The sequence below is a fragment of the Sulfitobacter sp. KMM 9851 genome, assembly GCF_057178245.1.
In genome coordinates this window covers 1,144,603-1,168,388 of record NZ_CM169991.1, presented here as the reverse complement: position 1 = coordinate 1,168,388, position 23,786 = coordinate 1,144,603, and the positions used below count along the sequence as shown (strand labels likewise).

The 23,786-nt window shown below is 64.2% G+C and carries 12 protein-coding genes; 4 read left to right on the top strand and 8 right to left on the bottom strand.

The features are described from left to right. Positions 1-650: 650 nt before the first annotated feature. The 3 genes from AC1965_RS05735 to AC1965_RS05725 all read left to right on the top strand — a co-directional run bounded on the left by AC1965_RS05735 (position 651) and on the right by AC1965_RS05725 (position 3,824). The gene (locus AC1965_RS05735; protein WP_483886326.1) at positions 651-1,424 is read left to right on the top strand and encodes a sugar transferase; all 774 of its coding nucleotides are present in this window, start codon (positions 651-653) and stop codon (positions 1,422-1,424) included. An 88-nt stretch (positions 1,425-1,512) separates the two neighbouring features. Continuing rightward, on the top strand, positions 1,513-2,439 hold the full coding sequence (locus AC1965_RS05730; RefSeq protein ID WP_483886325.1) for a CpsD/CapB family tyrosine-protein kinase: 927 nt from the start codon (positions 1,513-1,515) through the stop codon (positions 2,437-2,439). An 86-nt stretch (positions 2,440-2,525) separates the two neighbouring features. Then, entirely contained in the window at positions 2,526-3,824 is a 1,299-nt protein-coding gene (locus AC1965_RS05725; RefSeq protein ID WP_483886324.1) for a GumC domain-containing protein, read from the top strand. Positions 3,825-3,895: 71 nt separating this feature from the next. Here the strand turns inward: AC1965_RS05725 and AC1965_RS05720 are convergent, their stop codons facing one another. Then, positions 3,896-5,206, bottom strand: coding sequence for an oligosaccharide flippase family protein (locus tag AC1965_RS05720; RefSeq protein WP_483886992.1), 1,311 nt, complete (start codon positions 5,204-5,206; stop codon positions 3,896-3,898). 153 nt (positions 5,207-5,359) lie between these two features. On the opposite strand from AC1965_RS05720, the gene AC1965_RS05715 reads away from it, so the two are divergent. Further along, positions 5,360-6,556, top strand: coding sequence for a glycosyltransferase (locus tag AC1965_RS05715; protein ID WP_483886323.1), 1,197 nt, complete (start codon positions 5,360-5,362; stop codon positions 6,554-6,556). Between the two features lie 8 nt (positions 6,557-6,564). Here the strand turns inward: AC1965_RS05715 and AC1965_RS05710 are convergent, their stop codons facing one another. From AC1965_RS05710 to AC1965_RS05680, 7 genes are read right to left on the bottom strand one after another with little or no spacing between them, the layout of a single operon-like run. Beyond that, entirely contained in the window at positions 6,565-7,422 is an 858-nt protein-coding gene (locus AC1965_RS05710; protein WP_483886322.1) for a glycosyltransferase family 2 protein, read from the bottom strand. Then, positions 7,413-9,956 carry a hypothetical protein gene (locus AC1965_RS05705; protein ID WP_483886321.1) on the bottom strand — a complete coding sequence of 848 codons (2,544 nt, stop codon included), beginning with the start codon at positions 9,954-9,956 and terminating at the stop codon, positions 7,413-7,415. The genes AC1965_RS05710 and AC1965_RS05705 overlap by 10 nt, the downstream gene beginning before the upstream one ends. Then, the gene (locus tag AC1965_RS05700; RefSeq protein WP_483886320.1) at positions 9,953-10,897 is read right to left on the bottom strand and encodes a hypothetical protein; all 945 of its coding nucleotides are present in this window, start codon (positions 10,895-10,897) and stop codon (positions 9,953-9,955) included. Before AC1965_RS05700 ends, AC1965_RS05705 begins: the two co-directional genes overlap by 4 nt. 3 nt (positions 10,898-10,900) lie before the next feature. Beyond that, positions 10,901-11,581, bottom strand: a complete 681-nt coding sequence (locus tag AC1965_RS05695; RefSeq protein ID WP_483886319.1) for a 4'-phosphopantetheinyl transferase family protein — start codon at positions 11,579-11,581, stop codon at positions 10,901-10,903. Further along, positions 11,578-16,155 carry a MupA/Atu3671 family FMN-dependent luciferase-like monooxygenase gene (locus AC1965_RS05690; protein WP_483886318.1) on the bottom strand — a complete coding sequence of 1,526 codons (4,578 nt, stop codon included), beginning with the start codon at positions 16,153-16,155 and terminating at the stop codon, positions 11,578-11,580. The genes AC1965_RS05695 and AC1965_RS05690 overlap by 4 nt, the downstream gene beginning before the upstream one ends. After that, positions 16,152-17,156: a glycosyltransferase family 2 protein gene (locus AC1965_RS05685; protein ID WP_483886317.1), complete on the bottom strand. Its 1,005-nt coding sequence runs from the start codon at positions 17,154-17,156 to the stop codon at positions 16,152-16,154. Before AC1965_RS05685 ends, AC1965_RS05690 begins: the two co-directional genes overlap by 4 nt. Positions 17,157-17,158: 2 nt before the next feature. Continuing rightward, positions 17,159-23,596 carry a type I polyketide synthase gene (locus AC1965_RS05680; RefSeq protein WP_483886316.1) on the bottom strand — a complete coding sequence of 2,146 codons (6,438 nt, stop codon included), beginning with the start codon at positions 23,594-23,596 and terminating at the stop codon, positions 17,159-17,161. Positions 23,597-23,786 lie beyond the last annotated feature (190 nt).

The window sequence follows — 23,786 nt, the reverse complement described above, 5'->3', positions numbered from 1 at the left end:
CACGGTGACGCGCCGCCATACGCGCCCGGTGCCGCCCCAATGCCCTAGGCTTGCAGCCCGCACTGACCGTCCCCGCCGTTACAAAGTCTCAGCCCGTTAAGGGATTATTGCACCCGCTCTGCCACCCCGCGGTCGGCCCGATCCTGTGCATCAGGGGCCTCGCAAAAACGTGATTTTTCCTTATATTTAGGTATGTTAAGATAGATACGCCTGACTGCCGCACCGCCACATACTGCGCGTAGCCCCAATTGCACTGCCATCAGAAACGGCTTAAATATGCCATAACAGTACAACAACCCCGGCAACGGCCGCAAAACGTCGGCCTGCCACATGGCGACAAGGACGCCAAAACGCCGCCACGGGAAACAGTTTGTTTCTGAGAAAAAGGCTCAAATAAGGCTAAAAAATGGTATGGCATAGGCGGGACAATCACTGGCCTGTTCGCCGCGCTGTTCCGCCTGTCAGGTCTGCGGTGCAGTCCAGACGCAACAAGACCGTTGATCCCTTGCCCGACGGGTGGATCGACATGCTGACGAAACGGGGCTGCCACCCTGACACAAGACGGCGCGGAGACAGGTATAGTTATCGCCACGGGGATGCTCTTCGTTGGCGAATGTTCAAGAGTACGATTAAACCCCGGGGGGGTTGTAATGAAGAAATTCGATGCGGACAGACCTGGATATGGGCTGTTCGAGTTTGCCACGCCCAGATCCGATCTGAAACCTTCGCTTGCCTATGCAGAGCGGTTTCCCAATCTCTATGCTGCGGCCTTTCCGCTGCACGACGAGGCACAGACAACCGCTGCGCCGCGTGCCGGTCTATATGGCCGGTTTGGCAAACGCGTGCTCGATATCGTGTTGATTATGCTGGCCCTGCCCTTTGCCCTGCCGGTGATCGCGCTTGCTGCACTGGCGCTGTGGATCGAAGGTGGCGCGCCGTTTTACACCCAGCCGCGTCTGGGCCGTGACGGCAGTCGCTTTTCCATCCTCAAGCTGCGCACGATGGTACGCGATGCCGATGCCGTGCTCGAAGGCTATCTGGCGGCCAACCCGGCCATGCGCGCCGAATGGGACGAAATTCAAAAGCTCAAGGAAGATCCGCGCATCACGCCGGTGGGTAAGTTCCTGCGCGCCACCTCGCTGGATGAGCTGCCACAGCTGTTCAACGTCTTGACCGGCGACATGAGCCTTATCGGCCCACGCCCGATGATGCCCGATCAGTTGGACCTATACGGCGACCCAAGCGCGTATTTCGCCCTGCGTCCGGGCATTACCGGCCTGTGGCAAGTCTCGGCGCGCAACAACAACAAATTTGTCTATCGCAACGAAGTCGATGCCGCCTACAAACGCGCGTTTTCCTTTGGCATGGACATGACGATTCTGGTTAAAACCGTCGGCGTTGTCCTGCGCCGCACGGGGTATTGATCATGCGTTGTTTCACAGCCAAAAAGCGGGATACACTGGTCTCATGTTCAGAAAACCCCGTTTCTTTAGCCGCGCCAAGGGGGAACAGATGAGAGACAGCTATACATCTGACGCCCCGCGGTCTGACCGTGCCGATTATGTTGGCAGCGAGGGCATGCGCCACAGCATTCGCCCGCGCCGCAAGATACTGTTGCAGGCCGAACAGCGCGATCTGACCCAAACGCAGGCCGATGCGGCGCCAATTGCCGCGCCTGCGGTCATGCGGGCCATCGACAGCACGGTAGCAGACCCCATCGGACGCCTTATGCCCGATACCAATGCGCCGCGCTGGCACGACCTGCCACTGGCGGACATCGGCCCGAACGCCGATCTGTTTCTGGGCGACAGCGAACGTGACAGCGCCGCCGCGCGCGCCTTTGACCTGCTGCGTACAAGGTTGCGCCAGACCACGCTCGAACACGGCTGGGTCAATATCGCCGTGACCGCGCCGACCTCGGGCTGCGGCAATACCTTTACCGCCGCCAATCTCGCGCTGAGCCTGTCGCGGGTGGCAGGGTCGCGCACCCTGTTGATGGATTTCAACCTGCGCGCGCCCGGCCTGGCACAGGGGCTGGATATTGACGCTCCGGGTGACCTGGCCGATGTGCTGCGCGGGGATGTGGCGATGGGTGACCACCTGCTGCGCGTCAGTGACACATTGGCCGTAGGGCTGAACGGGCACGCCGCCCCCACCGCCGCCGAAATATTGCAGGACGCCAGCACCGCCGAGACCCTGACGCGGATGCGCGCCGCCCTGCGCCCGCAGATCGTGATCTACGACATGCCCGCCATGCTGGCCCACGACGATGTCTCGGCCTTCCTGCCGCAGCTTGACGGCGTGTTGCTGGTATCCGACGGCACCCAGACCATGGCCCGCCATCTGATAGAATGTGAACGGATGCTGGACGGTCAGGTGCCTCTGCTGGGCGTCGTACTGAACCGGGCGCGTCCGTCCAGCATTCGACGTTATAGCTAAAGCCGCTCTGCAATTTGCCCTATTGTCGCCCGAATGTTTTGGTCTAGACGCGGGGAATAACGCGCAGAACTTAGGGAAAGCCACGAATGGGTCCGATCTACAATTGGGATGATTTTACCGACATGCTGCGTCGCCGCGCGGTGGTGCTGGTGCTGGTTGTCCTGATGGGCTGCGTTGCCTCTGTTTATTGGGCACTGTCGCATCCACATCTGTACAGCTCGTCCGAGGTGATCCAGATCGAACAGCCCAAGATTGCCAATGATCTGGCGCCCTCGACCGTCGAAGGGTCTTCGGCCCGGCGGCTGCAACTGATCGAACAGCAGCTCATGGCCCGTGCCAGCCTGACCGAAATGATCGAAAAATATGACCTCTACGATAATCTGACCGCGCTGCGCCTGTCCGAAAAGGTCGATCTGCTGCGACGGTCGGTGACCATCACCGGCGTTGCCGCCCCGCGCGAAGGGTTTGGCGACGACGGCACCATTTCGGTGCTGACCTTCACCGCCGAGATGGACAATGCCCAAGACGCACAATCCGTCGCGCATGAATTTGCCGAACGCACGCGCGCCCTGTCGGCAGCGCAGCGTCAGGACCAGACCCGCGAAACGCTGGAGTTCTTTCAGCGCCAAGAAGATAACCTGACCCGCGACATCGCCGCACTCGAGGCCGAGCTGGCCGTCTTTCGCAGCGCCAATGACCTGTCGATCGCAGGGAGCCTTGAATTTCGCCGGGGCGAAATATCGAGCCTGAACGACGCGATCCTCGAGCTTGACCGCGAGATCATCGCCGCCCGCCTGGCCCGCGACCGTATCGCCCCCGATGCACGTGCCGCCACAGTAGCCCGCGAACAGGCCGAGATCGACGCCACCCTGAACAGCCTCACCACCCAGCGCAGCCTGCTGAGCGAGCAACGCACCGACCTGACCGCCAGCCTGCAAACCACCCCCGAGGTGGAGCGTGAATTGGCCAAGTTCGACCGCCGTATGACCCAGTTGCAAGGCCAGCTTGACGTCATATCGACCCGCCGCAACGAAGCCGAAGTCGGGTTTTCGCTGGAAAGCGCGGAACGCGGCGAAAAGCTGATCACCATCGAATCCGCCCCGCTGCCTGATTTCCCCGTCACGATGAGCCGCAAGAAACGCGCGATGATGGGGGCTGTGGCCAGCGGCGGGCTGGCCCTGCTGATCGCCTTCCTGCTGGAACTTCGCCGCCCGGTGATCCGCAGCGCGCGCCAGATGCAGCGTGAAACCGGGCTGATGCCGGTGGTCTCGATCCCAGACATGCCCAATCGCCGCCGCAGCCTGCGCCAGATCCAGCAGGCCCGCCGCTCCGCAGGCCAACGCGGCCGCGCGGCCAGACTGGCCCGCAACGCTCAAAAGGGCTGACCTAAACGCCCCTCTTTTGCTTTTCTGAGTCAAAAATACCCTCGGGGTTTGGGGCAGAGCCCCAAGACAGCTCAGCCGACGCGGCCCATCGCCATAACCACATCCCAATGCAGCCACAGCGCCCCCGCACCAATTGCAACAGCCAGAGTGCCAAAGGTCAGATCATGCCGTGCATCCCAGACATGATGCGCGCGCGCCAGCCAGATCAGCACCAAATGTGACAGCGCCATCGCCAGCCACATACCCAGGATCGCACCCGGCAACCCGGCCCAGATCACGCCCGCCAGCAACAACGCCATCTGCAGGCTCGACCGGGCCGCGGAATAAACAAAAAACCGCCGCGAATCCCCCGCCGCCAGTGCCGCCTGATCATAGGTCATACCAATCACCTGCGGCATCAGCGCCAGCGCCAGCAGCACCACAATCGCCCCGCTGGCAGCATACCGCGCGTCATATAGCATCGACACCAGCCACGGGCCCATCAACGCCATGACCCCCAGCAGGACAAGCACCACCCCGGTCATGCCATAACGCATCCGCACCAGCCGCGCCTGATCACCACCGCCCGCCTCGCGGTAGATCGGGATCATCACCCGGCCCGTGACACTCAGGCCCAGCAGCAGCGGAAAACTGGCCAGAAAATAGCCAATGTTGTAGATACCCAGCGCATCGAGCGTCAGAAACTTGCCCAGCACGGCCTTGTCGCCCTGACTGGCAAAGAACCAGAACATCGTCGATAGGAATATCCATTTTCCGAAATGCACCAGCTCATGCGCGGCGGTTTTTTCCCAACGGAAATGATTGCGCACTCCCGGCAGGTACAGATGCGTCAGCGCCAGCTTGGCCAGCGCGCCGATCACCCCGCCCACCACCAGCGCCGCGACCGATTGCCAGATCATTGCCCCCACTACCATCGCCGCGATGCCGATGATCTGGCTACCAAGGTCGAGCGCCGTCAGCCGCCCCATCTGGAGATGCCGGTGCGCGGTTTCGATCCGCGTGGGGTTAAACCCAGACACCAGCAGCGTCAGGGCCGCAAGCGGCAGATAGCTCAACAGCAGCGGCTGATCATAGAACTGTGCCACCGGCCAGGCCAGCGCACAGGCCGCGAGCCACAGGCCCAGGCCACGTCCCACTTGGATGGTCCAGGCGGTGTTCAGGAAATCAGGGTCATCACCCCGCTTGCTCTGCGCGATCGACGGCGCGATGCCGACGTCAGAAAACAGGGTCAGCCCCACGGTGACCACAGATATCAGCGCCATCAGGCCAAAGGCTTCGGGGAACAGCAGCCGGGTCAGGATCAGGTTCGACGCCAGCCGGATCGCCTGTGATGCCCCGTATCCCAGCACGATCCACGAGGTTGACCGGATGACGCGGGCCATCAGGCGATTGTCTTTCACCGCTCGGGATACCTTTGCAAACACCGGGAAAATCGCCTTTGTCACTCTTGGCAGGCAGGTTAATCGCTTGTGCGCCCTTGTGCCAGTGGCAAGCGCGCGGCTACTTAGGTTTATCGCCCCAACAAAGGCCCGCCCGTGCAGATCGCCTATATCCTCAATACCTATCCGCAGCCGTCGCATTCCTTTATCCGGCGCGAAATCAACGCGCTTGAGGCGGCAGGCCACAGCCTGCACCGCTTTGCCATGCGCAGCAGCGGCGAGGCCTTGGTCGATCCACAGGACCGGCAAGAGGCTGCAAAGACCCGTTATGTGCTGCCTGCCGGGCCGCCTGCTTTGCTGGGGGATACCGCACGCGCGCTGATGGCGGCACCGGGCCGATTTGCGCAGGCGCTGCGGCTGGTCTGGCGCTGCGGGCGCGGCTCGGAAACCGGGGTGGTGCGGCATCTGATTTATCTGGCCGAGGCGTGTTATCTGGTGCCCCGGATGCGCGCCGCCGGCGTAACCCATGCCCATGCGCATTTTGGCACCAATGCGGCGATGGTCGCGATGTTGTGCCACGCCTTAGGCGGGCCGCGCTATAGTTTCACCACCCACGGCCCAGAAGAATTTGACAGCCCCCGCGCATTGGCGCTGAGAGAAAAGATCCGCCATGCCAGCTTTGCCGTGGCAATCAGTCAGTTTGGCCGCAGCCAGCTTTGCCGCTGGGCCGCACCCGGCGACTGGGACAAGATCAAGGTCGTGCACTGCGGCATCGAACCTGCCAAGTTTGCCGAGATCGCACCGCTGCCCAAGGGGCCTCGCAGGATGGTCGCCATCGGGCGCTTTGTCGAACAAAAGGGGCAGTTGGCGCTGGTCGCCGCGATGGCGCGGCTGAAGCCCAGCCATCCCGACCTGCACCTGACCCTGATCGGCGACGGCGAGATGCGCCACGCAATCGAGCGTGCGATTGCAGATCACGGGCTGTCCGGCCAAATCACCCTCACCGGCTGGGTCGACGAGGACCGCATCGCGGCCGAACTTGCCGCTGCACACGCGCTGGTCATGCCCAGCTTTGCCGAGGGCTTGCCGATGGTGGTGATGGAGGCGATGGCCGCCGCCCGCCCGGTGATCGCCACCTATATCGCAGGCACCCCCGAACTGGTGCAGCCCGAGGTCAACGGCTGGCTGGTGCCCGCCGGTGACATTGACGCGCTAGCCGATGCTATGGCCGACCTGGCCGAAGCCCCGTTGAACAAACTGACCAACATGGGCAAGTCGGGCCGAAAACGCGTGCTGGCGCGTCACGACGTGGCACGCGAAGCGGCCAAGCTGGCGGGATACATGCGGGGCTAGGCCACCCCCTACCGCCCACGCACCCAGCGGTCGGCGCTGCGCATCACCGGCAGGTGAATGGCGCTGCGCACGGCGGCAAAGACCACAAACCCCAGCGGATCACGCAACGCCCGGCGCCACATCGGCACTGTGTCGCTGTGATCATCGTCATTGCCCATCAGCGCGGGATAAAGTGCTGCCACCTCGGCCACGCCGACATCCTGCCGTCTGCGCACGCGCACCAGCGGGCCGAATCCTTCGATCATCGGCCAATCATAGGTTGCGGGCACAGCAATACGTTCGTCGGGGGTGAAATTCAGCCTGGCAAAAGTATCGTCCGAAATGATATCGGGCCAGCCCGACCAACGCGCGCGCCCGGCCCGGTTCATCGCAAAGACGCCAAACCCCGGCACGCCACGCTGCATGAACGGCGTGGTGCACCAGAACCGAGTGTAGTGGCGCGTCACCCAATTGCCCGCCGTGGTGACGCGGGGTTGGCCGCTGCCATACCGCGGCGCATCGCCCGCCAGCGCCTCCGCCAGTTGCGCAATCAGCGGTGGCGAGACCAGAACATCGGCATCCAGATAGATCAGCACGTCCCCTCGCGCCGCCGCCTCGCCCGCGTTCAGCGCGCCCAGCTTGCCGCCCTGGGCAAGCTCGATCACCTCAAGCATCCAGCCCCGCGCGGCAAATTCAGACGCCTGCACACGGGCCAGATCAGCGGTATCATCACTGCAACCATTGGCCATGACGATCACCTGCACGTCACCACCCCCCCCAGCCGACACCGGATCTGACTTCAGCAATTCCGCAAGGCAGGCAGGCAGCCAGTCGGCCTCATTATGGGCCGGGATCAGCACGCTTGCCGCCGGGCGGGTCACTGCCATGTCACCAGCGCATCCCAGCGGGGATTGGCGTCATCAAGATGTCGCAACGCGCCCCATGATCCCCATTTGGTCGGAGCATAGACATCGGAATAAGCGTTGAACATCTGCCCGCCCACGGCCTGCCACCCGGTCAGCAACGTCTCATAAAGCGCGCCCATCTCGGCGGTATAATTCAGGTGGTGAAAAAACCCGGTCAGCGCCGCATCTTCGACTTGCGCGCCAAGGCCCACAACATGACTGCCGCCTTCGTACATCACCAGATCAAGCCCATGGGCGCGGGCCACCGCCGCGTGATAGGGCCAGACCCGGCCAATCAGATCGCTCAGCGTGTCCTCGGCATTTCCACTGACACTGCCATCGCGCAATTCCTGCGCCGCCAACGCCGTCGCTGCGTCATATTTGTGATCCTCGCTGAAACGATCCAGCGCGGCACCGCTCAGCCCGTCCGCCTCGCCCTTGGCCCGGGCGGCGGTGGCACTGCCTGACAGCCAGCCGTCGACCAGCGCCTTGCGGTCCTCTAACCCCAGAACCCCACCAAAATAGCCGCTGACGGCATAGGCATCAAAGGCGGTGGCGGGGGCGGCGTTGCCGGGGGCTTCGCCGATGTACAGCGGCGCATTCAAGCTTTCGGTTTCCAGCCCCAGCCAGCCGGTCTGGGTCGAGATCACATTGACCAGCCGCGCGTTCGCCGCATCGCCAAAGACCTCTGTCCAGATACGGGCGACCTCAGCGGCGCGCATCCCGTAGAACTGCATGCCCTTGTCCTTTTCCTCCCAACGCGCCTGCGCCATCTCATCCGCCCAATGGGTTTGGGTGAACTGCCAATTCCAGACCTCGTTGGAAAATTCGACGTAGGCGGGCAGCGCCCGGTCAAGCTGTTCTGCGACCTGCGTGGCAAAGGCCCGCACATAGGCATCATCCCCCAAGTGCGGCATGTTGAACCAAGGCGCGATCTCGAGCTCGTTGGCCAGTGCCACCAGCACCTCAACCGGGACACCGCGACGGGCATAGGTCACATCGTCAAGCTGCGGGCGGTCATCCCAGGACGTGACGGAACTGTCGTTGGTTGCCATCCAATCCATGAACCGCAGCGCGTCAAACTGACCGATACGGCTGGTCCAGGCGGGGTTAAACAGCGCCCCATCGGCAAAGCGTTTGGCATGATCGGCGCGCATTACCGTGATGTTGCGCGGCGGATCGGTGACATTGACGCGCTGGATACGAATATCCACGCTGCCCGGCCCCGGCACATAGTCAAAACTGACCTCGCCCTTGCCATAGCGCACACGGGTGGCGCGCCCTGTCACCTCGATCACCCCGGCCCCGTCAAACCGCAGCAGGTATCGCCCCTCAAGCCCCACTGCCGCCTCGGGCATATCCGTCAGGATCAGCGTGCCGATGCTGCCCAGTTCGGGCGGCATTTTTACCGGCCAGCCCGCAGCGTCGAGATACCCGCCCGCCAGCAGCACGTCATAGTCCATACCGCCAAACTGCCCCGGCAGATGCCCCAGCCAGGGCCGTGATGTTTTCATCAGGTCGATAAACGGCTGTTGCACGCTCCAATCCGCGATGGGGGCCAGCCCCACGGCGACGTCGCGGCTGCCGGGCACCGCATCTTTGGGCGGTGTTGTGTCAACTGGCGTGCCGGTGGCCACGATCGGCGCGGCCTGCTGCTGTGCCTGCGCGGGAACCGGCGTTGGTGCGGGTTTAGGTGGCGGAACAGGCACCACGTCAGCACCTTGATATGATTGCACCGCGGCAAAGGCCACGCGCTGCAATTCGCGGGCCAGATCACCGTCTGGCGTGTCAAAGGCCTTGCCCCATCTGTCATTGAAATCGGTGGGCAGGCCCAGCGGGCTTTGCCCCGTCAGCGCCACATATTGCACCATCGTGACAAAGTAATGGCCGGTGTCATTGAGGTGGATATCGTCCGAAAAGACCTGCGCGATGTCGTCCAGCCCCGGCACCAGATCCGCTTCGATCTCGTCATATAGCCGTGCCATCGCCTGCCCGGCCGGGATCAGCGTCACACTGGCCGTGTCAGAGGTGTTGCCCGCCGCCACCGCTGTCACGATCCCTTCCCAAGCGGGTAGATCATCGTCCAGCCGTTGCCGCCAGGATATGCCGGCACCTTCGTCGTTCTCCACCGTCTCGCCGGTGCCACTTTTCAGCGAATGCCAGGTCTCTTGCAGATAGACTTTGACCTCGGGGTTGGCGGCGACGGCAAGACCAAAAAACGCCTGTGCATAGACTTCGGTATCCGACCACTGGGTGTGGTTGGCCAGCGGGATCGCTTCGGTCAGGATCATATGCGTTGTGCGCCCATCGGGCAGCACCGCGCGGGCGTCGACGCCCTCGGCGGTATGGGATTCCTCCCAGTTATAGCGCAGCGGCGCACCGTTGATGATCTGGGCGGCGACGTTGCCCTGTCCTTGGCCTGCGCGCAGGGCCTCTTGCAACATGTCTGGCGCCGTCTGGCCAAACAGGCTGTGGCCAATCATCATCACCGAAAACAGCGACCCCAGCCCGCTCATGCCGCGACCCCCGTATCTGGATGGGCGCGCACCACGTCCCAGACCACCCGCTGCATCAGCCGCGCCGCTTCGGCGCTGGGGCCGCGCGCAGGGCTGCCGTCGGCGCGGCGCAGCGCATGGGGCAGGCCCAACGGGCTGCGGTGGTACAAAACGGCGTAATGGGTCAGTGCCACGAGATAGGCCCCCTGATCGTTAAAATGAATGGTATCGGGGCGGCCGTTGTCGTGGCGCGCAAACAGGTCATGCAGACTGTTGACGCCGCCCACACCGCCCGCATCGTCGACCGCCCGGACAAAGGCCGCCATGGCCTGCCCCGCCGGGATCAAATGGATCGGCACCTGCGCTTTGGCCAACGCGGGATAAAGTACGCGCCGCCGCCAGTATTTGTCCAGGTCGCGGTCGATCCGCGCCAGCCAGCCATTGCCGTCGTCGGTATGGTGCCATGTTTCATACAGATACAACCGCGTGTCAGGCTGCGCCCCATGCACCAGTTCGGCCCAACGCGCCAGATAGTCGGCGCTGTCGTGGTGGCGGATGGCATCGGCAATCTCGACCATCTCGGTCAGCACAACGGCGTCATACCCGCCAGCAGCAAGCGCGGCGGTCGCCGGGCGATGGCTGGAATGGTCATTGGCCACGGCAAAGCCATTGATCCGCACGTCCGGTTCCCAGTGTTCCCGCAGCGATGTGCCCCAGCCCAACTGAGAGTGAAAATCATGTCCCGGCCCGGCCAGTTGTTCCAACATCGTGGGCATGTCATGCCCCACCAGCGAATGCCCCAGATGGTAAACTCTGAGGGGTGCATCCGGTGCCTTCAAGGGCCGCGCATAGAGGGCCTCGGCCGCATTTTCACGCCGAATTCCCTGCCCAAACCAGCCGCCCGCCCCAAGGGTGGCAAGCGCAAGTCCGCCCAAGGCCAGTCGGCGGGTCATTGGCGGCATAAATCAGGCTCCTTTGGCGGTAATCTGCCCAATTGCCACCCCGGTTACAAGGTGTCCCGCCACCTGCGCTATGCGCCCCGGCAAGCAGTCGCCGACCGCGAAGCGCCCGGTCGGTTTAGCGAAACGCGCGGTAAAGCTACCCGCGTCCTCGTCCAGCGTCACCTCGATCTGATCAAAGCCGAATAGCAGCCCCGTCAATGGGTACTGCGCCTTGTAAGTGGCTTCCTTGGCGCAGAAAATGCGTTTCGCCAGATGTGCGGCATCTGGCCCGGCGATACGCGCGCGTTCGTCCGCTGCGCAGACTTCGTGCAACAGATCGTGGGGCAACGGGCTGTCATCCTCAATGTCGATACCCAAAGCGGCGGCATCCTGCGCCAGCGCCAGAACGGCGACGCAATAGTCTGCGTTATGGCTGATTGAGCCCACCAGCCCCGCGGGCCAGATCGGCGCGCGGTCAGGCGCGGCAAGGACCGCCTGCGGTGCCCCCCCGAGAGCCACCATCGCCTGCCGCGCTGCCGCCCGCCCGGCCCGGAATTCTGCGCGTCGGCCTGGCACCGCCTGTGCAATGACTGCCGCCTCGCCTGGCAACAGATCGGGCTGCACGTCGATGGGTCGGGTGACACCGACCGCAAGCGGCAGATCAAACAGCCCGCGCGCGGCCTGCGCAATCGCCTGCACGCTCACGCGCCGCTGCGGCCGCGCCCGGCGCGCATCATCCGGCGTTTGGACATGGTCGCCTGACGCGCGGGGTCCGGTGCGGCTGTGGCCTCTGCGGCAGGCGCTGCACCGGGTGTTTTGTCGATATGCGCCGCCAGTGCTTCCAATGTGGGAAAGCGGAAGATGTCTGTGATCGACAGACGATCCGCGCCAAGGGCCGCCTTGATGTCGCGGTGCGCCTGCACGGCCAGCAACGAATGCCCCCCCAGCGCAAAGAAATTATCGCCGCCGCGAATATCTGCCACACCCAACAGCCCCGTCCAGATCTGCGCAATCGCCGCCTGCGTGCCCGAAACCGGGGCCACAGTGGCAGCACCGCGCGGGGCGCTTTGCGGTTTGGGATCAGGCAGGGCCTTGCGGTCGATCTTCTTGTTTGGGGTCAAAGGCATCGCGCCCAGTGTCACGATGGCACTGGGCACCATGATATCGGGCAGATGTGCCGCCAAATGCGCCCGCGCGCTAGCGTAATCCACAGGCGCAGAGGCGGTGACATAGCCCAGCAATTGCGCACCCGCCGCCCCATCGCGCACCACGGCAACGGCCTGAGTGACGCCAGGCAGATCTGCCAGGCGCGCCTCAACTTCGCCCAGTTCAATCCGGTGCCCGCGCAGCTTGACCTGCGCATCGGCGCGGCCTTGGAAATGGAGCACGCCTTGCGCGTCGAGCGCCGCAAGATCGCCGGTGCCATAGATCCGTCCCGGTCCAAACGGGTTGGCGATAAAGCGTTCGGCGGTCAGCGCCGCGCGCTGCCAATAGCCCTGCGTCACCCCGTCGCCGCCGATCCACAACTCACCCGCAGCGCCAATCGGCAACGGCTGGTGATCCGCGTCAAGAACATACACCTGCGTATTCGCGATGGGCGTGCCGATGGGGGCCGTCGTCAGGCCAAGACCATCCTGAATTTGCGTTGTGGACCAAATGGTTGTCTCGGTCGGGCCGTACATATTCTGGATCTGCGCCGAGGTCGCCTGCCGCAGCGCGCGCAGCAGCGTTCCGGGCAAGGCTTCACCGCCGACCATCAGTGATTTGACACGGGCCAGCGCGCCGCGCGCCTCGTCGTTCATCACCATCATCTGCGCCATCGACGGGGTGCATTGCACATGCGTGACCCCGTGGCGGATGATCTCGGCCGCGATCGAATGATCATCATCGGGCAGTTCCGCCCCGGCATTGGCACGGGCCAATACGTCGGCCAGCGGTTTTAATCCCGCCAACACCTTGTCGGTGGCAATACCGTAATCAATCAGGCAGGCGACCTCATCCACGCCAATGCGTTTAAGCTCTTCGGTACGCGCCAAACCATCCTCGATGGTGCCGAACATGCCGCTGTCGTTGAAATAGCGCTGAAAGGCGAATTCAAGGATCGCGTCCATTTCCGCGTCCGACAGACCGTCAAGATTGATCTCAAACGGATTGGTGGCCCCAGCCGGTTTCTTGAACGCGGGAAAGGCCCATGCGTATTGTTTGATCAGCCCGGCGGCAGAACGCAGGTAGTCCTTCATCGGCTCACGCGCGACTGCCTCAGCCTCGGCACGGCTGTCGGCCAGATAGCTGTGCAGCATCACCGTGACCTTGTGATCCGCCGGATCATGGCCCGCGTCGCGCAGGGCGGCGTGGTAAATCTTGATCTTATCCGCGACCTCAGCCACCGATTGCCCCAGCAGGTGCGTCAGCACATTCGCGCCAATCTCGCCCGCTTCTTTCCATGTTTGCGGGTTGCCTGCCGTTGTGACCCAAATCGGCAGCACGCGGGACACGGGGCGCGGCTGCGTGACCACGGCAAAGGGGGTGCCGTCTTTGGTGGGAAACTCCACCGGCTCACCCGCCCAAAGGCGGCGCAACTGGTCGATGGCGGCGTACATCGCCGGCTTGTTATCGGGTGGTGTGTTTTCGGGACGCAGGACAAAATCATCGGGCTGCCAGCCGCTGGCGATGGCCAGCCCCACGCGCCCATTGGTCAGATTGTCGATCACCGCCCATTCCTCGGCGATCCGCGCAGGGTGGTGCAGCGGCGCCACGCAAGAACCTGCGCGCACGTCGAGGTTCTGCGTCACGGCAGCCACTGCCGCCCCTGTGACGGACGGGTTGGGGTACGGCCCGCCAAAGGCATGGAAATGCCGTTCGGGCGTCCAGACGGCGTTAAAACCGTGGGCATCAGCAAATTTTGCGCCTTCGAGCAACAGCTCGTATTTCTTGGGCCCGACACCATCGTCGTTGCCCCAGTAAAACAGGTTGAAATCAATCTTGCGATCCGAGGTGGCGATCGGACCGTTGGACATCACCGCGCGGCTGTCGTCGCCCGCCAGCACCAGCTTGAATCCGCGCGCGAGGGTCCAGAACAGCTCAAGCACCGAAATGTCAAAACTCAGGCTGGTGACCGCCAACCAGACCGCGCCCGCACCATGATCAATCCGGTCGTCCATCCCGGCAAAGAAGTTGGCGACATTGCCGTGGCTGACCATCACCCCCTTGGGCGTCCCGGTGGAACCGGACGTATAGATCAGATAGGCCAGATCGTCCGGCCCGGCGGCGCCGGTTGGATTGGCGTCGCTTGCGCCATCAAGGCGGGGATCGCGGTCAATCTCCAGCACCTGCGCGCCGTGGGTTGGCAGGCTGGCAGAGAGCGCGGATTGGGTCACCACGATGGGTGCGGCACTGTCGGTCAGGTAATGCGCCAGACGGTCAGCGGGATAGCCGGGATCAAGCGGCACATAGGCCCCCCCGGCCTTGAGTATCCCCAATGTGCCGACCAGCAGGTCAAGCCCCCGCGCCGTACAGATCGCGACCGGCGTGCCGGGGCGCACGCCCATGTCGCGCAACACATGGGCCAGCCTGTTGGCGCGCGCGTTAAGCGCGCCGTAGCTCAGCGTTTCACCCTCAAACACCAGCGCGGTGGCATCCGGTGTGGCGGCGACCTGTGCCTCAAATGCGGCGTGAATCGGGGTGGCGTCATAGGCACGGTCGGTGGCGTTGATCTGGGCCAGCGCAGTGATTTCGGCCTCGGGCAGCGCCCAAACGGCACCGCAGGTTTCGGCGTCGGTGATGGCCGCAAGGGCCGCGGTCAGACGCCCTGCCAGCAGATCAACCGCGGCGCTGTCAATCCGGGTGCTGTCATAGATCAGCGTCGCGGCCTCCTGCGCGACGCAAAGCGTCAACGCCGCACCGGGCAGCGGGTCGGCTCCGAACGACAGGGCAAAATCCGGTGTGGAAAGCGGGGCAAGCGTCGTATCGCGCAGCGGCAGATCACTGGCAAAACCAACGCTGCTTTGCGCGCGGGCAATCTGTGGGATCAGGCTGTTGCGCAGATCGGCGATCGGCGTATCGGCCCGGGCGACAACGGTCAGTGGCACCCAATCGGCCAACAGCGGGGCGGCATCGCGGGCGCAGGCAAGAGCGATACCGCCGTTTTCTGCCGCAGCGCCGCGCAGGGCGCAAAGCGCCGCAGCCGCGACCTGTTGTTCCGGCGACAGGCCGACAGGCAAGGTGATGGGTTTGCGCTGAAATTCAGGCGCCTTGTCAGCAGCAGGCCGCGCCAACGGCACTGGCAGCGGGTCAAATCCACGCAGCGCCTGGCGCCAGTGACCTTCTTCTGCCACGTCAGGCAACGGCCCGGCACCGCTGCTCAACACGCCGCCCACAGTCAGCGACGAAAGGTCCACCGCCGCGCCGCTGAGGTCCGTAAGGTCGCGCAGGGCGATGGTGCCGTCTGCAGTGCCGACGGTCAAATGATCTGGGGCCAAGTTGACGATCTGGCCGGGGGCGATCTGACCGGGGGCGATACCGTCGCGCGGCCCCATCTCGGCCCGGCCCACGCGCCAGATGGCGCCTGCGGGCGTGATTATCTTGGCCGTGGTCAGCGGGTTCCAGTAATCGCCAAAATCAAGGCCCCGGATCAACGCGTCAATCGTCGCCGTGTCAGCGCTAAAATCAATCACACCGCCCTGCGCAGGCCGCTTGTCGCGCGCGAAATAGCTGCGCTGGCTCAGGTCCTGCGCCGTGGTGTCCAGCGTGCCCCGTTCCAACTGCGCCAGCACGCTGGCAAAGCTCTCCATCCCCGCCGCGTAGCATTTTGAATTGAGGCTGAAGGCGGTCTCATCCGCCGCGATATCGACCGTCACCTGCGCCAGCAGATCGCCGGTATCGACGCCGGATGCGATCACATGCCAGCTCACGCCGTGCAGCACCTCGCCGTTGATGATCGCCCAGGCGGGCGTGTTCAGACCGGCGTAGCGCGGCAGAGGGCCGTCGTGAAAATTGACCGCCCCGCGTGTGGGCAGTGCCAGCACCGCGTCCGGTATCAACCGCAGGTTTGCGATGCTTAGCAGCCAATCCGCCTGCACGCCGCGTCCCAGCAGATCATCCGCGTCGCGCGCCACCGCCAGCCCCTGCCCTTCGGCCCAGCCGCGCACATCGGCGTCGCGCGTCACCACGCAGGCAATGCTGTGCCCGCCCGCCAGCAGCATGTCACCGCAGGCGATGGTCAGGGATTCGTCCCCCACCAGCAGGGCAGAGAACGCAGCGGCGTTGACGGTGGCGGTCATGGGTGATCCTCGCAGGCGGTTTGGCGGATGGGGGGTGGCGCGGCGCGGCGGGGCCCGGTGAACGCATGGCCCAGCAGGTCGCGCAGGAAACCCGGCGGGTCTTGCGACGCGCGCCCCGTCAGCAGGCAGCGCAAGCGGTGCAGCATGCCGCCCGTCATCCGCGCCAGCAGCGCCATTGTGCAGTAAGACGCGCCGTGGTTCTTGGCGAAATACCTCTGACGGCTGTCAAACCAATAGCGCGGCATCCGCTGCCAGGTCTTCATGCCCGTCGACACCGAGCCGATATGCACCACACGGCTGTCGGGCACATACCAACACTCCCATCCCGCACGCGCGGCACGCAGGCACAGGTCGGTTTCCTCAAAGTAAAGGAAATAGGCCTCGTCGAACAACCCGATCTGGCGCAGCATGTCACCGCGCAGCAGCACTGACGCCCCGGCGACCCAATCGACACGCTGCGTGGTCTCGGGCAGAGGTGGTGCCACGATGGACCGCGCCAGAAGCCGCGACACCGGGCCGAGGCGCACCGCCCCTTCAAATTCGCCCGCGACGCTGGGAAAGCGAAAGGCGGTGACATGCGGCGCACCGTCCTGGCCGCGCACATGACTGCCCGCAATTCCGGCGCGGGGATGCCCCTGAAGATGCGCCATCAGCGCAGCGATGCAACCCGGATCGGCAAAGGCGTCTGAGTTGACCACATAGACAAAATCCGGCGCGCGCCCGTCGGTCATACCCGCACGGATGCCGATGTTATTGCCCGCGCCAAAACCCCCGTTGACCTCTGACAGGATCAGCCGAACGCGGTCGTCTTTGTCCCAGCCGCGTTTCGTGATGGCCTGTTGCAGCACCGCCGCCGACCCGTCGCCGCTGGCATTGTCGACGATGATCAACTCGGCCGTGTCGCGCGGCATATCCGCCAGCGCCGCTTCGGTCGCGCGCAGGGTCATCGCGGCGGTGCGGTAGTTCAGCACCACGACCAGCAGGCTTGGGGGCTCAGACACGGTCATTCCGCCGCCGTGGCACGGGGGTGCTCGCTGGCCTCGTCAGCGGGCAATGCCGCCGCGATCACCTCGGCCAGATCCTGCGCTAGCACCGTGACATTCGGGGCCAAAACCATGCTCACATGGTCGCCCGGCACTTCGATCACCTGCATATTGGGGGCGTACTGCCGCCAATCGTTGTCTTCAAAGACATATTCCCGCTCTGCGCTGACCCACCGCCCCTGCGACACCTGCCAATGCAAGTCCAGCGGCGGTCGGAACAGGGCCATTGGGCCGTCCCAGTCGGGGGTTTCATATGCCCCTACGGCGGCCAGAAAGGCGCCTTGAATCTTGAGGTCGTTGAACTCCGCCCCCGGTGCAGTGGTGATCGCGCCCTCAGGGGTGCGGCGGCGCTCGATTTCCCAGTTCCAGCGGTTGCGGGCCCATTCGATCAGATATCCCGGCCCCTTGTGGCGCAGTTCCGCCAGCTTGATCAACGCTTTGTCACGGCGCGACAGGCTGGGGCGAACGGGCAAGGGCGTGTCGAGCATCGCCAGAACGGCAACCTCCTGCCCCGCCGCCCTAAGTTGGCACGCCATCTCATAGGCCGTGATCCCGCCGCCCGAATAGCCGGCCAGCAGGTATGGCCCTTCCGGCTGCATGGCGCGGATTTCAGACAGGTAATCCGCCGCCGCCTCGGTCACGTCAGTATGCGGCGCGTCATCGCCAACCAACCCGCGCGCCTGAACACCCATCACCGGGCGTTCATCATAGAAAGGCAGCGCCAGGTGCCGCAGGTTCAGCACGTTGCCAAACATCCCCGCCACGATGAACAGCGGCGCGGTCTGGCGCGGCGACTGGTTCAACGGCACCAGATAGGTGAAACGACGCGCCGGTTCAGCGGGGGCTGCACTGTCATCCGCACCGTCGATTTCGCCGGTTTCTGCCGCGATCAGGGCGGCGCATTTGGCAATTGTCGGCGCTTCGAACAGCACCGAGATCGGGAACTCGACCTTGAATTCGCGTTTCACGGCGGCGAACAGGCGCACCGCGATCAGCGAATGCCCCCCAAGGTCAAAGAAACTGTCCTCGACGCCGACCGGGCTGACGCCCAAGAGATTGCCCCAGATCGCAGCGAGCTTTTCTTCGATCCCGTTGCGGGGTGCCACATAGGTGCCGTCCAGATCGGGCCGTTCAAAGCTTTGACCACTGTGTACCGCTTCGACCACGGGCGTGTCGGCCTGTGCGATCAACGCCGCCAGCGGCAGGGAAGAGACCATGACCTGTGGCTGCCCCAGCGCCAGCGCCCGGCGCAGCGCCTCTGGCCCCTCGCCCGCGCGGATGCCCTGACGCACCAGATGCGCCAGACGTTCCTCGGCAGGGCTGCGGCTGTCGGTGCTGCTGGCATCGTCGAACGTCACTTCGCGCGCGTCCAGCGGCGGCGTGTCCCCCAACGCGCCCTGAAGCCGTTTCATCGCAAAATCGCGCACCTCGACCAGCACCCGGCCAGCGGGATCACAGATCGTCACGTCAAAGCGGGCAAACCCGTCGGCTGCCGCCCCCTGGGACAGCTTCGCATAAGAGCGCACCTGCGCAGGCAGCGGGGCATAAACACGGATTTCACCATAAGACAGCGGCACCCAGAGATGGCGCGCACCGTAGCCCGGCACCAGCGGCATCGCCCAGCCGGTTGCGATGTCCATCAAGCCCGGATGCAGGATATGCCCGGCCTCAAGATCACCCCGGACGGCGTCTGGCAGGTGCAGATCGGCCAGTCCCTCGCCCGTGCCCAACGCGGTGCGGTGCAAGACATGCCAACGCGGTCCGAATGTCAGATGCGCCTCTTGCGCGGCGCGCAGGCGGTCGCCTTGGGCGGCTTCGGCCACCGTCTTACAACGCGCTTCGATGTTGGTCAGATCAAGGGGCGCGGGTGCGCCCTCGGCCGGCAGCAACGTGGCCTGCGCATGTAATTGCCAGCCGGGTTTGCCATTCAGCACACAGGCACTGCGCAATTCGGCGGCAAATCCCGCGCCCTCGGCCCGCAAGGTCACGCGCATCGCCCGTGTCGCACCATCTGCCAGCGGCAACGCGCGCAGGAAATACAGATCGCGCAGCACAAAACCGGTGCCCAACCCCTGCGCCTCGGCCGCCTCGGCCAGCAGTTCGATATAGCCGGTGCCAGGCATGACGGCGCGGCCATCGCCGGTGCGGTGCTGGTCCAGCAGCCAATCCGCGCTGGAAATCTCGGTGGTGAACTCAGGCTCGCCCGTAGCGCCAGCCCCGGCACCGCGCAGCAGGGCGGCAGTGATCGGACGGGTCGGCAGCACGGCAGCGCCGCCCCCAGACAGGCTGTCGGCCGCCATGCCGACATCGGCCCACACGCCCCAGTTCACGGCAACCACGCGGGTTTTCCCCCCGCGCCGCGCCTGGGCAAAGGCATTGAGCCAGGCATTCGCCGCCACATAATCCACCTGCCCCGCACTGCGCGTGGCGGTGGAGGTCGACGAGAACAGCACCATCAATTCCACCGCCCCATCGGGCAGCAATTGGTCAAGCACCCTCAGGCCCTGTACCTTGGGGGCCAGCACCGCGTCGATGGCGGCATCGCTCTTGGCCAGCAGCGGCGCGTCATCCAGCACACCTGCCGCGTGGATCACCCCGGTGATGGCACCATGGCGGGCCTGCACATCATCAACCACCCGGCGCATCTGCGCGACGTTGGCGACATTGGCCTGCGCCAGTTCCAGCGCGCCGCCATGTGCTGCGGCCACGGCATCAAGGCGCATCACCGCCCGAATACGCCGCACGGTGGCGTCGGCGGGACCATGGGCAGACAGATAGCCCTCCCATGCCTCGCGCGGTGGCAGCGCCACCCGGCTAAGCAGCACCACCCGGGCCTCTGGCGTGGCCAGAATATCGGCGGCCAGCGTCATGCCGATGCCACCAAAGCCACCGGTGATCAGATATGTGCCACCGCTGCGCCACTGGAGCAAATCATCCTGCGGCAGGGAAACCGGGCGGTAATTTAGTTCATAGCGCCGCGCGCCCCGGTGGGCGGCTTGGGTATTGGCCGGGCGGGCCAACAAATCGTCGATCACGCCATCAAGGCGCGGGTCCGGCGCGGGCGCAGCCGCCTTGGCGAACCAACGCGGCGCGACCGGCGGCACCGCCGGGTCAAGATCAATCTGCGCACAGGTCAGCCCCGGCATTTCGCGGGCAAAGACCCCGACCGGGCCGCTGATCAGCGCCTTTTCGGGATGTGTCAGCGCCGCGTCTTGCACCAGCGCGGCACCGGTGGTGAACACGCTCAGATGCAGCGGCGCGTCCAGCCCCGCGTCGGTGAGCGCCTGCGCCAGCCACGTCAGGCTCCAGAACCCCTGTTCGATGTTGCGGTCAAAGGTGCTGGAACCGGGGCGCGGCGCGACCTGATCATCGGTCAGCCAGAAATGCGCGATCCGGTCCGGCATCTGCCCCGCCGCCTGCAACCCCGCGATCAGCTGATCATAGCCCGCGCGGCCCTGTTCGGCGGCCAGTGTAAAGTGCTGCGGTGCCACTTGGGCAAACCCGTCACCTGCCGTGACACGCACGATCTTGTGGCCTGCATCCAGCAACCGAATGATGGCGTCATCCGCCAGCCCGGCAGCATCGGCAAAGACGAGCCATGTCAGCGGCGTGTTCAGGTCAGGACCTTCTTCGGCATAGCGCGGCTGCCAATGCGGCAGCGCGCCCCATTTTCCGATGTCATTCTCGCGCAGCAGCGCAGGCGCGGTGCTGGTCTGCACCGCCTGCCCGGGTTCGATAAAATAGCGCGCGCGCTGGAACTGATAGGTCGGCAGGATGACCCGGTTGCGCCGCGCCTCGCCCCATATCTGGCTCCAGTCGGCCTCAACACCGCAGGCCCAGAGCCGCCCGATCACGCCAAGAAAATAGGCGTCATCCGCGATATCCTGTTCAGGGTGGCGCAGCGACGACAAAACCTGCGCGGGCGCCACATCAGCATTCATCTGCGCCAGCGCCGAAAGCGCCTTGCCCGGACCAACCTCAAGAAAGACCGATTTGCGCCCGGCGGACAGCCGGGTGATGCAATCGGCAAAGTTCACCGTGTTGCGCAGCTGATCAACCCAGTAATCAGGGTCCGTGGCCATGGCGGCCGTAATAAAATCGCCGCTGCGGTTTGACAGGAACGGTATGGTGGGCGCCTGCAAATCTAATGCGGCGAGAAACGCGCGATAACGGGCGAGGATCGGCGCCAGCATCCGGGAATGTGCCGCGATGTCGATGGCGATGCGCTGATAGTCCACATCCGCCCCCATCAGCCGCGTTTGCAGCGCCTCCAGCGCCGCGTCAGGGCCGGACACCGCGATAAGTTCGGGGCCGTTGACGCTGGCGATGTCCAGATCATCGCCCAGCAAGGGCGTGATCACCGCAAGTGGAGCGGAAATACTGATCATGCCGCCCGCCGGTACCTCGTCGAACAGCCGCCCGCGCAGCAGCACCAGATCAATGCAATCCTCAAACCGCATCACCCCCGCCAGACAGGCAGCGACGTTTTCACCCATGGAATGACCCACCATCGCGGCAGGTTTCACACCCCAGGACAGCCAAAGCTGCGCCAGCGCGTATTCCACAATCATGATCAGCGGCAATTGCGCCGACGGTTGCTTCAGCGCGGCATCGGCTGCGGCGCGGTCATCCGGTCCGGGCAGCCAGAGCGCGCGAATGTCGTAGTCCAACTGCGGCTCAAGATGGTCAAGCCCACGGTCCATCCAGTCGGCAAAGACCGGTTCTGTCTCGTATAGGTCGCGCGCCATATCGGCATATTGCGCGCCTCCGCCGGGGAACATGAACACCACATCTGGATCATCGCCTAGAAAATCATGGCTAAAGACGCGGCGGGTATCACCGCCTTCCAGCAGGGTGGCCGCTTCTTCATGGCTTTCTGCCACCAGCACGCGCCGCTTATCAAACCCGCGCCGCCCGTTTTTCAACGTATGGGCCACATCGGCCAGCGGTTGGTCGGAATGTGCGCGCAGGTGGGCGGCCAGTGCCGCGCTGTTGGCGTCAAGAGCGGCTTTGCTGCGGCCAGAGACACAGAGCACGTGAAAGGGGAAATCGCTGTCTTCCGACGCGGCGCGCGCGGGCGCTTCTTCCAATATCATATGGGCATTGGTGCCGCCGACGCCCAAGGCGTTCACCGCCGCCCGGCGCGGTGTGTCCTGCGCGGGCCAGTCATACAGCGCGTCATTTACGCGAAAGGGCGACCCGTCGAAGGGGATCGCGGGGTTGGGTGCCTCATAGCCCAGCGAGGGCGGGATTTGGCGGTGATGCAGCGCCAGCGTGGCCTTGGCCAACCCCGCCACACCCGCCGCCGTGTCCAGATGGCCGATGTTGGTTTTGACCGATCCGATGCGGCAGAAATCCTCTGCGTCCGTCTCGGCGCGGTAGGCTTCGGTCAGTGCCGCGACCTCGATCGGGTCACCCAGATAGGTGCCGGTGCCGTGGCATTCGACCATGCCGATGCTCTGCGCCGCGACCCCTGCGGCGTCAAGTGCGCGTGCAATCGCAGAAACCTGGCCATCGACGGACGGGGCCAGATACCCCGCCTTGGCCGCGCCATCGTTGTTGACCGCCGACCCCTTGATCACGGCCCAGATATGATCGCCATCGGCAATCGCATCGCTCAGCCGCCGCAGCGCAACAGCCCCCGCACCCGAGCCAAAGACAGTGCCCTGCGCGCGGTGGTCAAAGGCGTGACATTCCCCATCCGGCGACAGGATTTCATTTTCCTTGAACACATAACCGCGCCCCTGCGGCAGCTCGATCGTAACCCCGCCGGCCAGCGCCATATCCACTTCGCCGGCGCGCAGGGCCTGACAGGCATAATGGATCGCCACAAGCGAGGTGGAGCAGGCCGTTTGCAGATTGATCGACGGACCTTTCAGGTCAAAGACGTGGCTGACACGTGTCGACAGAAAATCCTTGTCGTTGCCCGTGTGGCGCAACAGAAACATGCCCACATCCTCGACCAGATCGGGGTTTGAGCAGATGTTGAAATAGAAATAGCTACCCATACCACAGCCGGCATAGACGCCCACCGGGCCGGGGATGGTTTCCGGCACATGCCCCGCCTGCTCCATCGCCTCCCAAGCAACCTCAAGGAATTTGCGGTGCTGCGGGTCTAGGATGGCGGCATCCTTGGGGGAAAAGCCAAAGAACTCGGCATCAAAGGTGTCGAACCCGTCAAGTCTGGCGGCGAACGGCACATAGTTGGCGCGCGCCATGGTCTCGGCGCTCTCGCCAGCGGCGCGCAGATCGTCCTCGCTCAACCGTTTGATGGCGCTCACACCGGCGCGCAGGTTTGCCCAATAGGCATCCGTGGTGACGGCACCCGGCACATTCACGGACATGCCAACAATAGCAATGTCCTCACCTGTGAAAGAGCGGCTCTTGGTGGTGTTCATTGGTCTACAAATCATCCCATACCCCGTCCAAAAACAAGTATGAGCCCCCTTGGTGAACTTAAGATCATGCCCGCGTTTTCAACAGACAAATCTGGCAAAAATGAGCCGAAACCTCACCTTTCCTCGCAATTTTCAACGGATTTTAGCGATGGTAGGCGCGGACATTCCGCAATCTACCACAACAGTACGC

Bases quoted from the DNA above. Each gene is read 5' to 3' on its own strand.
- AC1965_RS05730 (WP_483886325.1), top strand. From the start codon at position 1,513: ATGAGAGACAGCTATACATCTGACGCCCCGCGGTCTGACCGTGCCGAT.
- AC1965_RS05700 (WP_483886320.1), bottom strand. From the start codon at position 10,897: ATGCCGCCAATGACCCGCCGACTGGCCTTGGGCGGACTTGCGCTTGCC.
- AC1965_RS05710 (WP_483886322.1), bottom strand. From the start codon at position 7,422: ATGGCAGTGACCCGCCCGGCGGCAAGCGTGCTGATCCCGGCCCATAAT.
- AC1965_RS05705 (WP_483886321.1), bottom strand. From the start codon at position 9,956: ATGAGCGGGCTGGGGTCGCTGTTTTCGGTGATGATGATTGGCCACAGC.
- AC1965_RS05680 (WP_483886316.1), bottom strand. From the start codon at position 23,596: ATGAACACCACCAAGAGCCGCTCTTTCACAGGTGAGGACATTGCTATT.
- AC1965_RS05735 (WP_483886326.1), top strand. From the start codon at position 651: ATGAAGAAATTCGATGCGGACAGACCTGGATATGGGCTGTTCGAGTTT.
- AC1965_RS05720 (WP_483886992.1), bottom strand. From the start codon at position 5,206: ATGGCCCGCGTCATCCGGTCAACCTCGTGGATCGTGCTGGGATACGGG.
- AC1965_RS05725 (WP_483886324.1), top strand. From the start codon at position 2,526: ATGGGTCCGATCTACAATTGGGATGATTTTACCGACATGCTGCGTCGC.
- AC1965_RS05690 (WP_483886318.1), bottom strand. From the start codon at position 16,155: ATGACCGCCACCGTCAACGCCGCTGCGTTCTCTGCCCTGCTGGTGGGG.